Source organism: Jiella sp. M17.18 (genome assembly GCF_041027365.1).
GTDB lineage: Bacteria > Pseudomonadota > Alphaproteobacteria > Rhizobiales > Rhizobiaceae > VKMB-3413.
On sequence record NZ_JBFTEH010000010.1, the window covers coordinates 57666 to 73101 of the forward strand.

A 15436-nucleotide genomic window follows, 5' to 3' on the forward strand; every position below is an offset into this window, starting at 1 on the left:
GGCGAAAGCGCGGGAGCAGTCGGGGCGGGTCGACGAAAGCCAGGGGATGGCTCCGGCCGCCGCATCGCCAATTATACGGAGGGCCCCTCCGTTTTCAAGTCTGCAGAGGTTCTAAATTCGCGACATGGGAGCAGCACCCAAAAAGGCAACGCGCAAGCCGAGGGCTGATTTCGTCCGCAACCGCGAGCGGCTTCTGACGGCCGCTGCCGAGGTTTTCCGTTCCGGCAGCCGCGACGCGAGCCTCGAGGCGGTCGCGCGGCGCGCCGAGGTCGGCATCGGCACGCTCTACCGGCACTTTCCGACCCGCGAGGCGCTGTTCGAGGCGGTGTACCGGCGCGAGGTCGAGCAGCTGGCGGAGCTGGCGGAGACGCTGGCCGAGAGCGAGCCGCCGGTCGCCGCGCTGCGGCAATGGCTGCACGCCGACATCCGGATGATCGCGACCAAGCGCGGCATGCTGACCGCGCTGGCGCTCGCGATCGACAATTCCTGCGATCTCTACGCCTTCTCCTTCCATCACCTGACGCGGGCGGTCGGGGTGCTGCTGGCACGCGCCGTCGCGGCCGGCGAGATCCGCGACGACATCACCGCCGAGGACCTCCTGCATGCGCTGATCGGCATGTGCCTGATGGGCCAGGAGCCGGACTGGGTGCCCGGGGTGACGCGGCTGGTCGACGTCTTCGTCGACGGGCTCGCCGCGAAGCGCGATCGATAGGCGGCTCTGCCGGCGGCGGCCGTCCGCCGGCGATTTTTCGTGTGACAGGGCGGGCGCCCCGCTCTAGAAGCACCACGCCGTGTTTCGGGCACCCCGGTGCCCGGCTGGAAGGACCTTGAGGCCGCCCGACATGCAATCCGCATCCTCGACCTTCTTCCGCTCGCACGTCCAGTTCGCGGTCTTCGTCAACGGGCTCCTCCTGATGGGGCTCGGCGTCGCGATGCTGGTGCCGGCGCTGGTCGACTTCGGCACCAACAACCGGGACGCCGAGCACTTCCTGATCTGCGCCGTGCTCGTCGGCGGCGTCGGCAGCCTGCTCGCCGCCGCCTTCCGGCAGGAGCGCACCGGCACGCTCGACCGGCGCACCGGCTACCTCATCACGCTCTCGGCCTGGCTGTCGGTCAGCTTCTTCGGCTCGATCCCGCTGGCGGTCGCCTCGATCCACATCTCGATGACGGACGCGCTGTTCGAGACCGTCTCCGGCCTGACGACGACCGGCGCGACGGTGCTTTCCGGCCTCGACACCATGGCGCCCGGCCTGCTCCTGTGGCGCTCGCTGCTGCAGTGGATCGGCGGCATCGGCATCGTCGTGATGGCGCTCGCCATGCTGCCGCTCCTGCATGTCGGCGGCATGCAGCTGTTCCTGTCGGAATCCTCCGACGTCTCCGGCAAGACCTTCCCCCGCGTCGGCCAGTTCGCCCGGGCGATCGGCGCGGTCTATGTCGGGCTGACGCTCGCCTGCACGATCGGCCTGATGGCGGCCGGCATGAATGCCTTCGACGCGATCAACCATGCCATGGCGGCGATCGCCACCGGCGGCTTCTCGACCAAGGACGCCTCGGTCGGCTTCTACAATTCGGTCGGCATCGAGGTGGTGCTGATCGTCTTCATGACCGCCGGCGCGCTGCCGCTGGTGTTCTACGCCAGCTTCCTGATGCGGGGGCGCCGGGCGCTGCTGGAGGACGAGCAGATCATCGGCTTTCTCGGCATCCTCGCCGCCGCGATCCTCGCCGCCACCGTCTGGAACATCTCGGAGGGCATGCAGCCCTACCATGCGCTGCGGGTCTCGGCCTTCAACGTCACCTCGATCCTCACCGACACCGGCTTTGCGACGACCGATTTCTCGACCTGGGGCAGCTTCGCCATCGGCCTGTTCTTCATGCTGTATTTCATCGGCGGCTGCGCCGGCTCGACCGCCGGCGCGATCAAGGTGTTCCGCTGGCAGATCCTGTTCGCCAGCGCGCTGCGCCATCTGCGCCGGACGCTGTCGCCGAGCCGGGTCATGGTGCTGACCTACCAGCAGCGCCGGCTCGACGACGACACCGTCTCGGCGGTGCGCAACTTCTTCTTCATGTATCTCGTCACCTTCGTCGTGCTCTCGATGCTCGCCATGGCGAGCGGCCTCGACTTCCTGTCCTCGACCTCGGCCGTGGCGCAGGGGATGGCGAATGCGGGGCCCGGCCTCGGGCCGCTCGTCGGTCCGGCGACGAATTTCGGCCATGTGCCGGAACTCGCCAAATGGGTGGTGATGGCGGCGATGATCCTCGGCCGCCTGGAGCTCGCGACGGTCTATGTCGTGCTCTTGCCGGATTTTTGGGAGCGGTAGGCGGCGGGCGCCAAGCGTCAGCCGGGCAGCTGCAGGCCCCAGGCGGCGCCGGATCAGGAGCCCGACTGCATCACCTTGCGGAACGCGTCGAGCGTCTCGGTGCTGACGTGGTGCTCCAGGCCTTCGGCGTCGATGCGGGCGGTTTCCGGGCTGACGCCGAGCCAGCGCAGGAAGCTCTCCACCGTCTGGTGACGCTCGCGGCACTCGTAGGCGACCTTGCGCCCCGCCTCGGTCAGGAACACGCCGCGATAGGGCCGGCGCGAGACCAGCCCCTCCGCCGTCAGCCGCGCCAGCATCTTGGCGACGGTCGGCTGCGAGACGCCGAGCCGCGCGGCGATGTCGACCTGGCGCGCCTCGTTGCCGTCCTCGATGAGGTCGGCGATCAGCTCGACATAGTCCTCCACCAGCGCGTCGCGCCGGGCCTGCCGCGTCTGCCGGAATCCCTCCGAGTGGATTTCCGCCGCAGGCAGCGGTTCGTCGCGCTTCTTGGCTCGGCGTGCGGCAGGCAAATGCGTCTCTCTCCCCGGCGGCGGCGGGCGCTTCCGCATGAATCGTCCGCTCCGGTCCAGCCTTAGCACATTTCGCGCGATCCGGTCCGGGCCCGCATCCGTCATCGGGCGCCGGCCCGCGCAGCGAGTTGGACCGGAATCCTCACCCCAAAATATAGCCTCTTGCATAATGATTAGAACGGTCGCAGATTATGCGACGCGACCATTTTTCTCGTCTGCGAGAGGTTCTGCGAATGTCGAATGCGAAGGGGATGGCGCTGCCGCGGCGGGGCTGGCGGTTCGCCGCGCCGGAGGACGACGCCAATCCCTCCCTGGCCGAGGTCAACGCCTCCGTGAAGGTGCCGCGCGGCGGCTCGTGGTTCCGGCGGCTGATCGCCTTCGCCGGGCCGGGCTACATGATCTCGGTCGGCTACATGGACCCCGGCAACTGGGCGACCGACATCGCCGGCGGCGCGCAGTTCGGCTACACGCTGCTCTCGGTCATCATGCTCTCCAACCTGATGGCGATCCTCCTGCAGGCGCTGTCGGCGCGGCTCGGCATCGCCACCGGGCGCGACCTTGCCCAGGCCTGTCGGGCGCACTATCCCCGGCCGGTGAACCTGATGCTCTGGGTCGCCTGCGAAGTTGCCATCGTCGCCTGCGACCTTGCCGAGGTGATCGGTACGGCGATCGCGCTGCAGCTCCTGTTCGGCATCCCGCTGATCGCCGGCGCGCTGATCGCCGCGCTCGACACCTTCCTGCTGCTCTTCCTGATGACGCGGGGATTCCGCTATCTCGAAGCCTTCGTGATCGCGCTCCTGACCGTCATCGCGGTCTGCTTCGCCATCCAGCTCGCCGCAGCCTCGCCCGACGTCGCGGCGGTGCTCGGCGGCTTCGTCCCCTCCAGCGCGGTCGTGACCAATCCGCAGATGCTCTACATCGCCATGGGCATCATCGGGGCGACGGTCATGCCCCACAACCTCTACCTCCACTCCTCGATCGTGCAGACCCGGGCCTACGAGCGCACCGACGGAGGCCGGCGCGACGCGATCAGGTGGGCGACGGCGGATTCGACCATCGCGCTGATGCTGGCGCTGTTCGTCAACGCCGCGATCCTCATCGTCGCGGCCGCCGCCTTCCACGGCACGGGCCATCAGGACGTCGCGGAGATCAGCGACGCCCACCGGCTGCTCTCGCCGCTGCTCGGCCTGTCGATCGCCTCGACGCTCTTTGCCGTCGCGCTGCTCGCCTCCGGCATCAACTCGACGGTGACGGCGACGCTGGCCGGCCAGATCGTCATGGAGGGCTTTCTGCGCCTGACGATCCCGCACTGGGCGCGCCGGCTCCTGACGCGGGGCCTTGCGATCATCCCGGTGGTGGTCGTCACCTGGATCTACGGCGAGCGCGGCACGGCGGAGCTCTTGGTGCTCTCGCAGGTGATCCTGTCGATGCAACTGCCCTTCGCCGTGGTGCCGCTGGTGCAGTTCGTCACGGACCGGGAGAAGATGGGCCGCTTCGTCGTGCCGCGGCCGGTGGCGCTCCTCGCCTGGCTGGTCGCGGGGATCATCCTCATCCTGAACTTCAAGCTGCTCTACGACACCTTCGCCGGCTGAGATGCGACAAGGTGAGGCGCGAGCGCGGGCGTTCGCCCAGGCCTTGATCCCGGCCCTCCGGCCCCTGGAGCGCTGCCGGCGCGCTCAGTCCTCGACGAGGATGGTGCCGGTGACCTCGATGCCGAAGCCGGTGAGGCCGACATAGGCGCGCTCGTGCGTCGCGATCACCCGGATCGAGCGCAGCGCCAGATCGCGCAGGATCTGCGCGCCGACGCCGATCTCCCGCCAGCGCTGGCGGCGCTTCAGCGCGCTCTGGTGGCGCTCCCCGTCCTGGTGGTCGGCCGCCTGCGGCTCGAAATCGTCGACCTGGGGCGTCCTCAGCAGCATCAGGACGCCGTGGCCCTCGCGCTTGATCGTGTCGACGGCGATCTCCACCCACGTGCGGGCGTCCTGGCCGCGGCCGAAGAGGTCGACCACCGGCTGCTCGCGGTGGATGCGGGTCGGCACGTCCTCGCGGCCGCGCACGTCGCCGAAGATCGCGACGACGTGCTGCATCTGGTCGAAGGGCGTCTCGTAGATGCGGATCGTGCCGGCGAGGCCCGCGACGGTCAGCGGCTCTTCCTTCACGCAGCGCACGAAGGATTCGCGCCGGATGCGGTAGGAGATCAGGTCCTCGATCGAGATGATCTTCAGCCCGTGCTCGCGGGCGAAGGGGATCAGCTCGGGCAGCCGCTTCACCGTGCCGTCGTCGTTGACGATCTCGGCGAGCACGCCGGCGGGCTCCAGCCCCGCGAGCTTGGCGAGGTCGGTGCCCGCCTCGGTGTGGCCGGAGCGGGTGAGCACGCCGCCGTCGCGCGCGATCAGCGGAAAGATGTGGCCGGGCCGCAGGAAATCGGCGCCGGAGCAGTTGTGGTTGGCGAGCGCCCGGGCGGTGTTCGAGCGCTCCTCGGCGGAGATGCCGGTGGTCATGCCGACCTTGTAGTCGACCGAGACGGTGAAGGCGGTGCGCATCGGGTCGAGATTGTTCGCGACCATCGGCGGCAGGTTCAGGGTCTCGGCGCGTTCGCCGGTCATCGGCACGCAGATGATGCCGCTCGTGTGGCGGATCATGAAGGCCATCTTTTCCGGCGTCGCTTTCGACGCCGCCATGATCAGGTCGCCCTCGTTCTCGCGGTCGGTGTCGTCGACGACGACGACGAGCTCGCCATTGGCGATCGCTGCGATCGCGTCCTCGATCCTGTCGAGTTCCATGGAACAGTCACCCTTGCCAAACGTCGCGTCGGCTTAGTCGCTTTGCGGCAGGCGATCAATCGAGACGGTCGGTCGCCGCAGACGGGACGGACCGCGCTTCTGTCGCGGCCGTGACCTCGTCGGACAGGAGCGCCCAGCGCTCGTGGTCGCGCCAGGCGCCACCGACCATGAGATAGCGCGGCGAGAAGCCCTCGAGCCGGAAGCCGAGCCGCTTCACCAGCGCGATCGAGCGATGGTTGTCCGGCTGGATGTTCGCCTCCACCCGGTGCAGGCCGACCGCGTCGAAGGCGAAGCGCGTCGCGAGGCGCACCGCCTCGGTCATCAGGCCGCGGCCGGAAAAGCCGCGCATGCCGTAATAGCCGAGATAGGCGCTCCGGAAGCCTTTCAGGAAGATCTGGCTGAGGTTGACGACGCCGACGATGCGGCCGCTCTCCGCGTCCCGTGCGACGAGGCCGACATTCGCGCCGGTGACGAGCCCGTCGAACCAGGCGTCGAAGCCGGCCTCGTCGGTAAACGGCTCGACGAAGGGGCGATGATGGGCACGGCTGTCGCGGTTGGCTGCAATGAGGTCGCCGGCGTCGGCACGGCGGGCGGGGCGAAGGTCGAGCTTGCTCATCTCGACCAAGGCCGGGCCCAACGCGCAGCGCTACCTCGCCAAGGACTACACCCTGCTGCTTTTCCCAGCGCTTTTGCGGTCGAGGCGAACATTAGCCGAGATCGACCGTCCGCGTGATCGCAACGACCCGGTTCGACTCGATCTCAATGTCCGACAGGCCTTGCATCCAAAGGATGTCCAGGATGCTCGGCCCGGCATAGTGGGCGAGCGCCGACGAACCGCCGGCCGCGTCCACGGCAACTGCACCGGCTGAGTCTGTCGCAGGGCGCCCAGCCTCCGGCGCAGCAGGTGCGGTTCCGGACGGGCCGGATATCGGTTCGTCTTCGATCACGACAGGGCTGCGGATACCGCCTCCGGTTTATCGTCGCGCAAGTCTATTGCACGCCGGGGCGAATGCCCAGCCGCATCACCCCCTCCCGCGATAGGGCGGGACGCCCTGGTCCGGCAGGTAGACGCCTTCGGGCACCGGGCCGGTCTGCCAGAAGACATCGATCGGGATGCCGCCGCGCGGATACCAGTAGCCGCCGATCCTCAGCCACAGCGGCTGCGTCGCTTCGACGACGCGGCGCGCGATCGTCACCGTGCAGTCCTCGTGGAAGGCGCCATGGTTGCGGAAGCTCGTCATGAACAGCTTCAGCGACTTCGATTCGACCAGGCGCCGGTCCGGGGCATAGTCGATGACGATGTGGGCGAAGTCGGGCTGGCCGGTCACCGGGCAGAGCGAGGTGAATTCCGGGCAGGTGAAGCGCACGATCGCCGGCGGCCCGTCGCCGCGGGTGTACGGCACGGTTTCGAGCACGGCTTCGTCCGGCGAGGCGGCCGGGCGGCTGCCGTGGCCGAGCTGGGTGAGGCCCTCCGTGTTCATCGGGCTCTCCTTTCGCATGTCTGTGGGGTCGATCGCGCCGCGGGCCCGCCAAGGGCGGGGTCGGCGCGTGGCTTGTCTGTAGCGACCGGCGAAATGTTATGGAAGACCGGAGCTTGCGGGAGGCGAGGGTTGCCCGACGCAGGCGGCGCCGGTCCGCCGGCGCCAGGCGGGAGGGAGGCGGCGCATGCTGGACAAGCTGGAATATCTGATCGTGCTGGCCGCCGAGCGTCATTTCGGCCGCGCCGCCGAGCGGCTCGGCATCACCCAGCCGACGCTGTCGGCCGGCATAAGGCAGCTGGAGGAGCGGCTGGGGGCGACGCTCGTCAACCGCGGCTCGCGCTTCCAGGGCATGACGGAGGAGGGCGAGCGGGTGCTCGCCTGGGCGCGGCGCATCTCCGACGACGTGCGCACCATGCGCGAGGAGGTCCACAATGTCCGCCGCGGCCTCTCCGGCCATCTGCGAATCGGCGCCATCCCGACGGCGCTCGCCATCGTCGCCAAGCTGACGACGCCGTTCCGGGCGCGTCACGAGAACGTGACCTTCGAGGTGACGTCCCACACCTCGGCGGAGATCGTCTCCGGCGTCGAGAATTTCGAGCTGGACGTCGGCCTCACCTATCTCGACGACGAGCGCCTGCGCCGGCTCGACGCCTATTCGCTCTATGCCGAACGCTACTGCCTGGTCACGACGCGGGGCAGCCGTTTCTCGGACTATGAGACGGTAACCTGGGAGGAGGTGGCCACGCTGCCGCTGTGCCTGCTCAGCGGCACCATGCAGAACCGCCAGATCCTCAACCGTCATCTCGGCGCCAACGGCCGGCGCTTCACCGCGGTGATGGAGTCGAACTCGATGATCGCGCTCCTGTCGCAGACCCGGGCGGCGAACCTTGCAACCATCATGCCGTTCCGCTCCGCCGCCGTGCTGGGTCTCGCCGAACCCATGGTGGCGATCCCGATCACCGCGCCCGACGTCAGCTATCGCATCGGCCTCGTCACCGCCCGGCGCGACATGCGCCCGCCGATCGTCGCCGCCTTCTGGGAGGAGGCGCGGTTGCAGACGGAACTTTGATAGAAATTTGCTATTGCGAAACGAGTTTCGCGCATTGATCTTTTCGCGTGTCCGGTGTGTGCTTTTTGGAACCGTTCAAAGGGCAATTCGGGAGGCGGCACGGTGGCTTACAGGGCGGCATTCGATGCCGAGGAAGCAGCCAGCATCATCGACGAGCTGAAGGATCTGGAGGGCCCGCTCCTGCCGATCCTCAACGCGTTCCAGGAGCGCTACGGCCATGTCGGCGACGAGGCGGTGCGGCAGATTTCCGCCGCGCTCAACCTGTCGCGGGCCGAGGTCTACGGCGTCGTGTCCTTCTACCATGACTACCACAAGGCGCCGCAGGGCCGGCACGTGCTGAAGGTCTGCCGCGCCGAGGCCTGCCAGGCGGCCGGCGGCGACAAGGTCGCCGATGCGATCGAGGCGGCGCTCGGCATCAAGTTCGGCGAGACTTCGTCCGACGGGCAGGTGACGCTGGAGGCGGTCTACTGCCTCGGCCTCTGCGCGACCGCGCCGTCCGCCATGCTCGACCGGCGGATCATCGGCCGGATGAGCGAGGCGAAGATCGCCCCGATCGTCGAGGAGATCCGGCTGTGACCCGCGTCTATGTCCCGCTCGATTCCTTTGCCGTCGCCTGCGGTGCCGACGAGATCGCCGACGAGCTGAAGCGTCTCGCCAACGAGCGCGGCCTCGACGTCGCGATCATCCGCAACGGCTCGCGCGGCATGGCCTGGCTGGAGCCGATGCTCGAGGTCGAGACCATCGAAGGCCGCATCGCCTACGGTCCGATCGAACCCGGCGACGTCGCCGGGCTGCTCGACGCGGGCTTCCTCGAAGGGCGTGAGCATGCCAAGCGCATCGGCCGGCCGGAGGAGCATCCCTTCCTCGCGAAGCAGACGCGGCTGACCTTCAAGCGCTGCGGCATCACCGACCCGCTGTCGCTCGACGACTACAAGGCGCATGGCGGCCTCGACGGCCTGAAGCGGGCGATCGAACTCGGGGCCGAGAAGATCGTCGCCGAAGTGACCGACTCCGGCCTGCGCGGGCGCGGCGGCGCGGGTTTCCCGACCGGCATCAAGTGGAACACCGTCCGCCAGACCGGGGCCGACCGGAAGTACATCGTCGCCAATGCCGACGAGGGCGATTCGGGCACCTTCGCCGACCGGATGATCATGGAAGGCGACCCGTTCTGCCTGATCGAAGGCATGGCGATCGCGGGCCTCGCGACGCATGCGACCAAGGGCTTCATCTATCTGCGCTCGGAATATCCGGTCGCGATCGAGGTGATGAAGAAGGCGATCCACCGCGCCGAGGAGGCCGGGATTCTCGGGCCGTCGGTGCTCGGCTCCGGCAAGGCCTTCGACCTCGAAGTGCGCGTCGGCGCCGGCGCCTATGTCTGCGGCGAAGAGACCTCGCTGCTCGACAGCCTCGAGGGCAAGCGCGGCCAGGTGCGGTTCAAGCCGCCGCTGCCGGCCCATAAGGGGCTCTTCGGCAAGCCGACCGTGATCAACAACGTCATCACGCTCGCCTCCACGCCGGAAATCCTCGCCAAGGGCGGCGCCTTCTACAAGGACTTCGGCATGGGCCGCTCGCGCGGCACGATCCCGATCCAGATCGGCGGCAATGTCAGGCATGGCGGCCTGTTCGAGGCGGCCTTCGGCATGACGCTCGGCGAGATCGTCGAAGACGTGTGCGGCGGGACGGCGAGCGGGCGTCCGGTGCGCGCGGTGCAGGTCGGCGGACCGCTCGGCGCCTATTTCCCTGTCTCGCTGTTCGACACGCCCTTCGACTACGAGGCCTTCGCGGCGAAGGACGGGCTGATCGGCCATGCCGGTATCGTGATCTTCGACGACACGGTCGATATGATGGGGCAGGCCCGCTTCGCCTTCGAGTTCTGCGCGATCGAGAGCTGCGGCAAGTGCACGCCCTGCCGGGTGGGCGCCGTGCGCGGCTACGAGACGGTGAAGAAGATCATCGACGGCGAGCGCGTGGCCGAGAACATCGCGCTGGTCGAGGATCTCTGCAACACGATGAAGTTCGGCTCGCTCTGCGCACTCGGCGGCTTCACGCCCTACCCGGTGATGAGCGCGATCCGGCACTTCCCGGAGGATTTCCACGGCGGGCGCGAGATCATGAGGGAAGCGGCGGAGTAGCGGACGACGGACGGGCGCGTGGCTGCGACCTTCGACGAGATCGAGTGGGACGTCGGCAACCGGGAGAAATGCCGGAAGCACGGCGTGTCGATCAGTGAGATCGAACATGCTCTGCGGACGAACCCGCGGATCGTCGACGACCCGACGCACTCGGTGCACGAGCCTCGCTTCCGGGCGATCGGGCAGAACGATGCAGGACGATCTATATTCGTGGTCTTCACGGTCCGCCGACGTGGCGACCAGTTCCTGGCCCGGCCGATCAGCGCCCGGTACATGCATGCAAAGGAGGTGCGGACATATGAGCAGGACGAAGCTTAAGCCGATGCCGCATTTCGCGACCGACGAGGAAGCCGAGCGCTTCGTCGACGAGGCCGACCTGTCGGAATACGACCTTTCGGGATTCAAGCCGGTGAAGATGAACCGCCGCGGCGACAACAGCACCTACAGCATCTCGATGCCCAGCGAACTGCTCTATAAGATCGACGATCGCGCGCGGGAGCGGAACATCTCGATCGACGACTACATCCTGGATCTCGTCCGGAAAGATCTCGGAGCCGCCTGACCGCGGCCTCCTGTCAGAATCATCGCCGTAGCCAAGCGGCCAAAGCCATTCCGTCCGAATGCCCGTCAGGGAGGAACCCATGAGCCTCATCCGCGAAATCGACTACGGCACGCCGGCCTCGAAGGCCGAGAAACTGGTGACCCTGACCATCGACGGCCACGAGGTGACGGTGCCGGAGGGCACGTCGCTGATGCGGGCGGCGATGGATGCGGGCATCCAGGTGCCGAAGCTCTGCGCCACCGACATGCTCGACGCCTTCGGCTCCTGCCGGCTCTGCGTCGTCGAGATCGAGGGCCGCAACGGCACGCCCGCGTCCTGCACCACGCCGGTCGCCGAGGGACTGAAGGTCACGACCCAGAACGAGCGGCTGAAGCGCATCCGCAAGGGCGTGATGGAGCTCTACATCTCCGACCACCCGCTCGACTGCCTGACCTGCGCGGCGAACGGCGACTGCGAGCTGCAGGACATGGCGGGCGCGGTCGGCCTGCGCGACGTGCGCTACGGCTATGACGGCGAGAACCACCTCGCCAAGGAAAAGGACCAGTCCAACCCCTACTTCCAGTTCGATCCGGCCAAATGCATCGTGTGTTCGCGCTGCGTGCGGGCCTGCAACGAGGTGCAGGGCACCTTCGCGCTGACCGTCGAGGGCCGCGGCTTCGACTCGATGATCTCGGCGGGCACCAACTTCGACAACTTCATGTCGTCGGAATGCGTCTCCTGCGGCGCCTGCGTCCAGGCCTGCCCGACCGCGACGCTGGAGGAGAAGTCGGTCATCGAGATCGGCACGCCCGAGCACTCGGTCGTCACCACCTGCGCCTATTGCGGCGTCGGCTGCTCCTTCAAGGCCGAGATGCGTGGCGAGGAACTCGTGCGCATGGTGCCCTACAAGGACGGCAAGGCCAATCGCGGCCATAGCTGCGTGAAGGGCCGCTTCGCGCTCGGCTACGCCACGCACAAGGACCGCATCCTCAATCCGATGATCCGCGACCACTACACTCAGCCCTGGCGGGAGGTCTCATGGGAAGAGGCGCTGTCCTTCTCGGCGGCGAAGATCAAGGAGATCCAGGCGAAATACGGCCGCGGCTCGGTCGGCGGCATCTCCTCCTCGCGCTGCACCAACGAGGAGGTCTACCTCGTCCAGAAGCTGGTGCGCGCCGGCTTCGGCAACAACAACATCGACACCTGCGCCAGAGTCTGCCACTCGCCGACGGGCTACGGCCTGCGCTCGACCTTCGGCACGTCGGCCGGCACGCAGGACTTCGACAGCGTCGAGAAGGCGGACGTCATCCTCGTCTGCGGCGCCAACCCGACCGACGGCCACCCCGTCTTCGCCTCGCGCATGAAGAAGCGCCTGCGCGAGGGCGCGCGGCTGATCGTCATCGATCCCCGCCGCATCGACCTCGTGAAGTCCCCGCACATCAAGGCGGACTATCACCTGCCGCTGAAGCCCGGCACCAACGTCGCCATGCTGACGGCGCTCGCCCATGTCATCGTGACGGAAGGCCTCGTCGACGAGGCCTTCGTGCGCGAGCGCTGCGAGACCGACGAGTTCCACGACTGGGCGGCGCATGTCTCCGAAGCGCGCCATTCGCCGGAAGCGGTCGAGAGCGTCACCGGTGTTCCGGCCGAGCTGGTGCGCAAGGCGGCGCGGCTTTATGCGACCGGCGGCAACGGCGCGATCTATTACGGCCTCGGCGTCACCGAGCACAGCCAGGGCTCGACGGCCGTCATCGCGCTGGCGAACCTCGCCATGGCGACCGGCAATATCGGCCGCGAGGGCGTCGGCGTGAACCCGCTGCGCGGCCAGAACAACGTGCAGGGCTCCTGCGACATGGGCTCCTTCCCGCACGAGCTGCCCGGCTATCGCCACATCTCGATCGACGCCGTGCGCGAGACCTTCGAGGACCTGTGGGGCGTCAAGATCGACAACGAGCCGGGCCTTCGCATCCCGAACATGTTCGACGCCGCGGTGGAGGGCTCGTTCAAGGGCCTCTACGTCCAGGGCGAGGACATCCTGCAGTCCGACCCCGACACCAAGCATGTCTCGGCGGGCCTGGAAGCCCTCGAACTCCTCATCGTCCACGACCTGTTCCTGAACGAGACGGCGAACTACGCCAACGTCTTCCTGCCGGGCTCGTCCTTCCTGGAGAAGGACGGCACCTTCACCAATGCCGAGCGGCGCATCAACCGCGTCCGCCGCGTCATGGCGCCGAAGAACGGCTATGCCGACTGGGAGGTCACCCAGATGCTCGCAAGGGCGATCGGCATGGACATGAACTACGCGCATCCCTCCGAGATCATGGCCGAGATCGCCCAGACGACGCCGTCCTTCGCCGGCGTCACCTACGAGCTGCTGGAGGAGAAGGGCTCGGTGCAGTGGCCCTGCAACGAGGCGCATCCGGAAGGAACGCCGGTCATGCATGTCGGCGAGTTCATGCGCGGCAAGGGCAAGTTCATCAACACCGAATATGTCGCGACCGACGAGAAGGTCGGCCCGCGCTTCCCGCTGCTGCTGACCACCGGCCGCATCCTGTCGCAGTACAATGTCGGCGCGCAGACCCGGCGCACGCAGAACGTCGTCTGGCACGACGAGGATCTCCTCGAGATCCATCCGCACGACGCCGAGCAGCGCGGCATCCGCGACCGGGACTGGGTCAAGCTCGACAGCCGGGCCGGCTCGACGACGCTGCGCGCCAAGATCACCGACCGCGTCGCGCCGGGCGTCGTCTACACCACGTTCCACCACCCGATGACCCAGGCGAACGTCATCACCACCGACTTCTCCGACTGGGCCACCAACTGCCCGGAATACAAGGTGACGGCGGTGCAGATCTCGCCCTCCAACGGCCCGACCGAGTGGCAGGAGGAGTATCGCGAGCTGACTATGGACAGCCGCCGCATCGCCCCGGCCGAGCCGGCGGAGTAGGCTGGACGCGGCATGACCGACGCGACGTCGATGCAGATACGGAGCCTCGCCTACAAGGGCGGGGCTTTCGCGTCGGAGAGGCGCAACGTCCCGGCGGAGGTCGCCGTGGCGATTTCCGTCAATGGATCGACGCATGCGGTGATGATGGCGACGCCCGCGGACATCCGCGATCTGGGCCCCGGCCTGGCGCTGACCGAGCGGATCGTCTCGGCGCCGAGCGAGATCGAGCGCATCGAGATCGAGGAGACCGGCCTCGGCATCGACTGTCGGCTCTGGCTGACGGACGAGAAGGCCGCGACCTATACGGCGCGGCGGCGGCAGATGACGGGGCCGGTCGGCTGCGGCCTCTGCGGCGTCGAATCCCTGGAACTCGCGGGGCGCGACCTGCCGGCCGTTCCAGACACCGCTTTGCGCCTGTCGCCGGCCGAACTGACGGATGCGGTGCGGGCGATGGCGCGCGAGCAGGATCTCAGCCGGCTGACGCGGGCGGTCCATGCCGCGGCCTTCCATCGGCCGAGCGAGGGGCTGGTCGTCACGCGCGAGGACGTCGGCCGGCACAACGCGCTGGACAAGGTGTTCGGGCATCTGGCGGCGCGCGGCATCGATCCGGCCACCGGCTTCCTGACGATCACCAGCCGCGTTTCGGTCGAGCTGATCCAGAAGGCGGCGGTCATGGGCTGCGGCCTCATCGCCGCGGTCTCCGCGCCGACGGCGCTCGCCGTCGCGGAGGCCGAGGCAGCGGGCATCACCCTCGTCGCCGTGGTGCGCGGCGACGAATTCGAGATCTTCACCCATCCGCAGCGGATCGCCGGCGCCCCTGGCGCGGACGGCGAGGCGGGCGCGGCGGACCACAATGCCGGGGAGGGCGTACGCCATGGAACGTGACAAGCTGGCCTATATGGCGAACCAGATCGCCACCTTCTTCGAGTCGGCGCCGGAAGGGGCGCGCTCGGACGGCGTCGCCGACCACATCAACATGTTCTGGGAGCCGCGCATGCGCACCCAGCTGTTCGAGCGAGTCGACGCCGGCAAGACGTCCGACCTGCACCCGCTGGTGCTGGAAGCGCTGCCGACGATCCGCCGGCCGGAAGCGCCGCTGTCGGAACGGGCGACGAAGCAGGGCTGACGCGCCGCGCCGAGCTTGCGGGGCGCGATCGACCTCCGCTCCCTCGCACCGCGGCAGGATGCGGAAACCGCGAGCGGGTCCCTGCCGGCGGCGGCGTCACGCCGACAATGCAGGACGCGTGTCCACCGCGTCGCGGGTGTCGTAGGCGATTCGCGCCGCGACCACCCGGGCATGGTTCTCCAGCGCCCAGGCGCCGAGCGCCTGCAGCGGCACGAGCAGTTCGCGGCCGAGATCGGTCAGCTGGTATTCCACCTTCGGCGGCACCGTCGCATAGACGGTGCGGGTGACATAGCCGTCGCGCTCCAGGCCGCGGAGCGTCACCGTCAGCATTTTCTGCGACACACCGTCCACCGCACGCTTCAATTCCATGAAGCGCTTGGTGCCGGTGCCGAGCAGCACCACGATCTGGACGCTCCATTTGTCGCCGACCAGCGAGATCACCTCGTTCGCCTGCTGGCAGCGGCCGGGATCACGGGAGTCACTCGGTTTCATAAAAGTGCCTTAGGTTCCTCAACGTGCGGTCTTGCGCT

At 68.1% G+C, this 15436-nt stretch carries 17 protein-coding genes; 12 read left to right on the forward strand and 5 right to left on the reverse strand.

Going from position 1 to position 15436, the window contains the following annotated elements; translation table 11 throughout:
• Positions 1–124 precede the first annotated feature (124 nt).
• The gene (locus AB5S17_RS17625; RefSeq protein ID WP_369241770.1) at positions 125–712 is read left to right on the forward strand and encodes a TetR/AcrR family transcriptional regulator; all 588 of its coding nucleotides are present in this window, start codon (positions 125–127) and stop codon (positions 710–712) included.
• A gap of 130 nt (positions 713–842) precedes the next feature.
• Positions 843–2318, forward strand: a complete 1476-nt coding sequence (locus tag AB5S17_RS17630; protein WP_369241772.1) for a TrkH family potassium uptake protein — start codon at positions 843–845, stop codon at positions 2316–2318.
• 53 nt (positions 2319–2371) lie between these two features.
• Here AB5S17_RS17630 and mntR read toward each other — a convergent pair whose 3' ends face one another.
• Positions 2372–2827, reverse strand: a complete 456-nt coding sequence (gene mntR, locus AB5S17_RS17635; RefSeq protein ID WP_369241774.1) for a manganese-binding transcriptional regulator MntR — start codon at positions 2825–2827, stop codon at positions 2372–2374.
• Positions 2828–3060: 233 nt separating this feature from the next.
• Between mntR and AB5S17_RS17640 the strand changes: the two genes are divergently transcribed.
• Positions 3061–4419: an Nramp family divalent metal transporter gene (locus tag AB5S17_RS17640; protein ID WP_369241776.1), complete on the forward strand. Its 1359-nt coding sequence runs from the start codon at positions 3061–3063 to the stop codon at positions 4417–4419.
• A gap of 84 nt (positions 4420–4503) precedes the next feature.
• Here the strand turns inward: AB5S17_RS17640 and ribB are convergent, their stop codons facing one another.
• Entirely contained in the window at positions 4504–5610 is a 1107-nt protein-coding gene (gene ribB, locus AB5S17_RS17645; protein ID WP_369241778.1) for a 3,4-dihydroxy-2-butanone-4-phosphate synthase, read from the reverse strand.
• Between the two features lie 55 nt (positions 5611–5665).
• Positions 5666–6226 carry a GNAT family N-acetyltransferase gene (locus tag AB5S17_RS17650; protein WP_369241780.1) on the reverse strand — a complete coding sequence of 187 codons (561 nt, stop codon included), beginning with the start codon at positions 6224–6226 and terminating at the stop codon, positions 5666–5668.
• On the opposite strand from AB5S17_RS17650, the gene AB5S17_RS17655 reads away from it, so the two are divergent.
• The gene (locus tag AB5S17_RS17655) at positions 6219–6479 is read left to right on the forward strand and encodes a hypothetical protein (protein ID WP_369241782.1); all 261 of its coding nucleotides are present in this window, start codon (positions 6219–6221) and stop codon (positions 6477–6479) included. The two genes, AB5S17_RS17650 and AB5S17_RS17655, sit on opposite strands and share 8 nt — an antisense overlap.
• 153 nt (positions 6480–6632) lie before the next feature.
• On the opposite strand, the gene queF is transcribed toward AB5S17_RS17655, so the two are convergent.
• Entirely contained in the window at positions 6633–7091 is a 459-nt protein-coding gene (gene queF / locus AB5S17_RS17660; RefSeq protein WP_369241784.1) for a preQ(1) synthase, read from the reverse strand.
• Positions 7092–7275: 184 nt separating this feature from the next.
• Between queF and AB5S17_RS17665 the strand changes: the two genes are divergently transcribed.
• From AB5S17_RS17665 to AB5S17_RS17700, 8 genes are all read left to right on the forward strand, one after another.
• Entirely contained in the window at positions 7276–8160 is an 885-nt protein-coding gene (locus tag AB5S17_RS17665; RefSeq protein WP_369241786.1) for a LysR family transcriptional regulator, read from the forward strand.
• 102 nt (positions 8161–8262) lie between these two features.
• A complete protein-coding gene (locus AB5S17_RS17670) occupies positions 8263–8736 on the forward strand; it encodes a formate dehydrogenase subunit gamma (protein WP_369241788.1) in 474 nt (157 codons plus the stop codon).
• Positions 8733–10292 carry a formate dehydrogenase beta subunit gene (locus AB5S17_RS17675; protein WP_369241790.1) on the forward strand — a complete coding sequence of 520 codons (1560 nt, stop codon included), beginning with the start codon at positions 8733–8735 and terminating at the stop codon, positions 10290–10292. Before AB5S17_RS17670 ends, AB5S17_RS17675 begins: the two co-directional genes overlap by 4 nt.
• Positions 10293–10310: 18 nt before the next feature.
• A complete protein-coding gene (locus tag AB5S17_RS17680; protein WP_369241792.1) occupies positions 10311–10610 on the forward strand; it encodes a BrnT family toxin in 300 nt (99 codons plus the stop codon).
• A complete protein-coding gene (locus AB5S17_RS17685; RefSeq protein ID WP_369241794.1) occupies positions 10591–10854 on the forward strand; it encodes a CopG family antitoxin in 264 nt (87 codons plus the stop codon). The genes AB5S17_RS17680 and AB5S17_RS17685 overlap by 20 nt, the downstream gene beginning before the upstream one ends.
• A 79-nt stretch (positions 10855–10933) precedes the next feature.
• Positions 10934–13780 carry a formate dehydrogenase subunit alpha gene (gene fdhF / locus AB5S17_RS17690; RefSeq protein ID WP_369241796.1) on the forward strand — a complete coding sequence of 949 codons (2847 nt, stop codon included), beginning with the start codon at positions 10934–10936 and terminating at the stop codon, positions 13778–13780.
• Positions 13781–13792: 12 nt separating this feature from the next.
• Entirely contained in the window at positions 13793–14665 is an 873-nt protein-coding gene (fdhD, locus tag AB5S17_RS17695; protein WP_369241798.1) for a formate dehydrogenase accessory sulfurtransferase FdhD, read from the forward strand.
• Positions 14655–14906, forward strand: coding sequence for a formate dehydrogenase subunit delta (locus tag AB5S17_RS17700; RefSeq protein ID WP_369241800.1), 252 nt, complete (start codon positions 14655–14657; stop codon positions 14904–14906). The genes fdhD and AB5S17_RS17700 overlap by 11 nt, the downstream gene beginning before the upstream one ends.
• A gap of 96 nt (positions 14907–15002) precedes the next feature.
• On the opposite strand, the gene AB5S17_RS17705 is transcribed toward AB5S17_RS17700, so the two are convergent.
• Positions 15003–15398: a winged helix-turn-helix transcriptional regulator gene (locus AB5S17_RS17705; RefSeq protein ID WP_369241802.1), complete on the reverse strand. Its 396-nt coding sequence runs from the start codon at positions 15396–15398 to the stop codon at positions 15003–15005.
• Positions 15399–15436 lie beyond the last annotated feature (38 nt).

Excerpts from the sequence above, each read along its gene's own strand:
- queF (WP_369241784.1), bottom strand. The coding sequence starts at position 7,091 with ATGAACACGGAGGGCCTCACCCAGCTCGGCCACGGCAGCCGCCCGGCC.
- AB5S17_RS17650 (WP_369241780.1), bottom strand. The coding sequence starts at position 6,226 with ATGAGCAAGCTCGACCTTCGCCCCGCCCGCCGTGCCGACGCCGGCGAC.
- fdhD (WP_369241798.1), top strand. The coding sequence starts at position 13,793 with ATGACCGACGCGACGTCGATGCAGATACGGAGCCTCGCCTACAAGGGC.
- AB5S17_RS17700 (WP_369241800.1), top strand. The coding sequence starts at position 14,655 with ATGGAACGTGACAAGCTGGCCTATATGGCGAACCAGATCGCCACCTTC.
- AB5S17_RS17630 (WP_369241772.1), top strand. The coding sequence starts at position 843 with ATGCAATCCGCATCCTCGACCTTCTTCCGCTCGCACGTCCAGTTCGCG.
- fdhF (WP_369241796.1), top strand. The coding sequence starts at position 10,934 with ATGAGCCTCATCCGCGAAATCGACTACGGCACGCCGGCCTCGAAGGCC.
- AB5S17_RS17685 (WP_369241794.1), top strand. The coding sequence starts at position 10,591 with ATGAGCAGGACGAAGCTTAAGCCGATGCCGCATTTCGCGACCGACGAG.
- AB5S17_RS17640 (WP_369241776.1), top strand. The coding sequence starts at position 3,061 with ATGTCGAATGCGAAGGGGATGGCGCTGCCGCGGCGGGGCTGGCGGTTC.
- ribB (WP_369241778.1), bottom strand. The coding sequence starts at position 5,610 with ATGGAACTCGACAGGATCGAGGACGCGATCGCAGCGATCGCCAATGGC.
- AB5S17_RS17665 (WP_369241786.1), top strand. The coding sequence starts at position 7,276 with ATGCTGGACAAGCTGGAATATCTGATCGTGCTGGCCGCCGAGCGTCAT.
- AB5S17_RS17705 (WP_369241802.1), bottom strand. The coding sequence starts at position 15,398 with ATGAAACCGAGTGACTCCCGTGATCCCGGCCGCTGCCAGCAGGCGAAC.
- AB5S17_RS17625 (WP_369241770.1), top strand. The coding sequence starts at position 125 with ATGGGAGCAGCACCCAAAAAGGCAACGCGCAAGCCGAGGGCTGATTTC.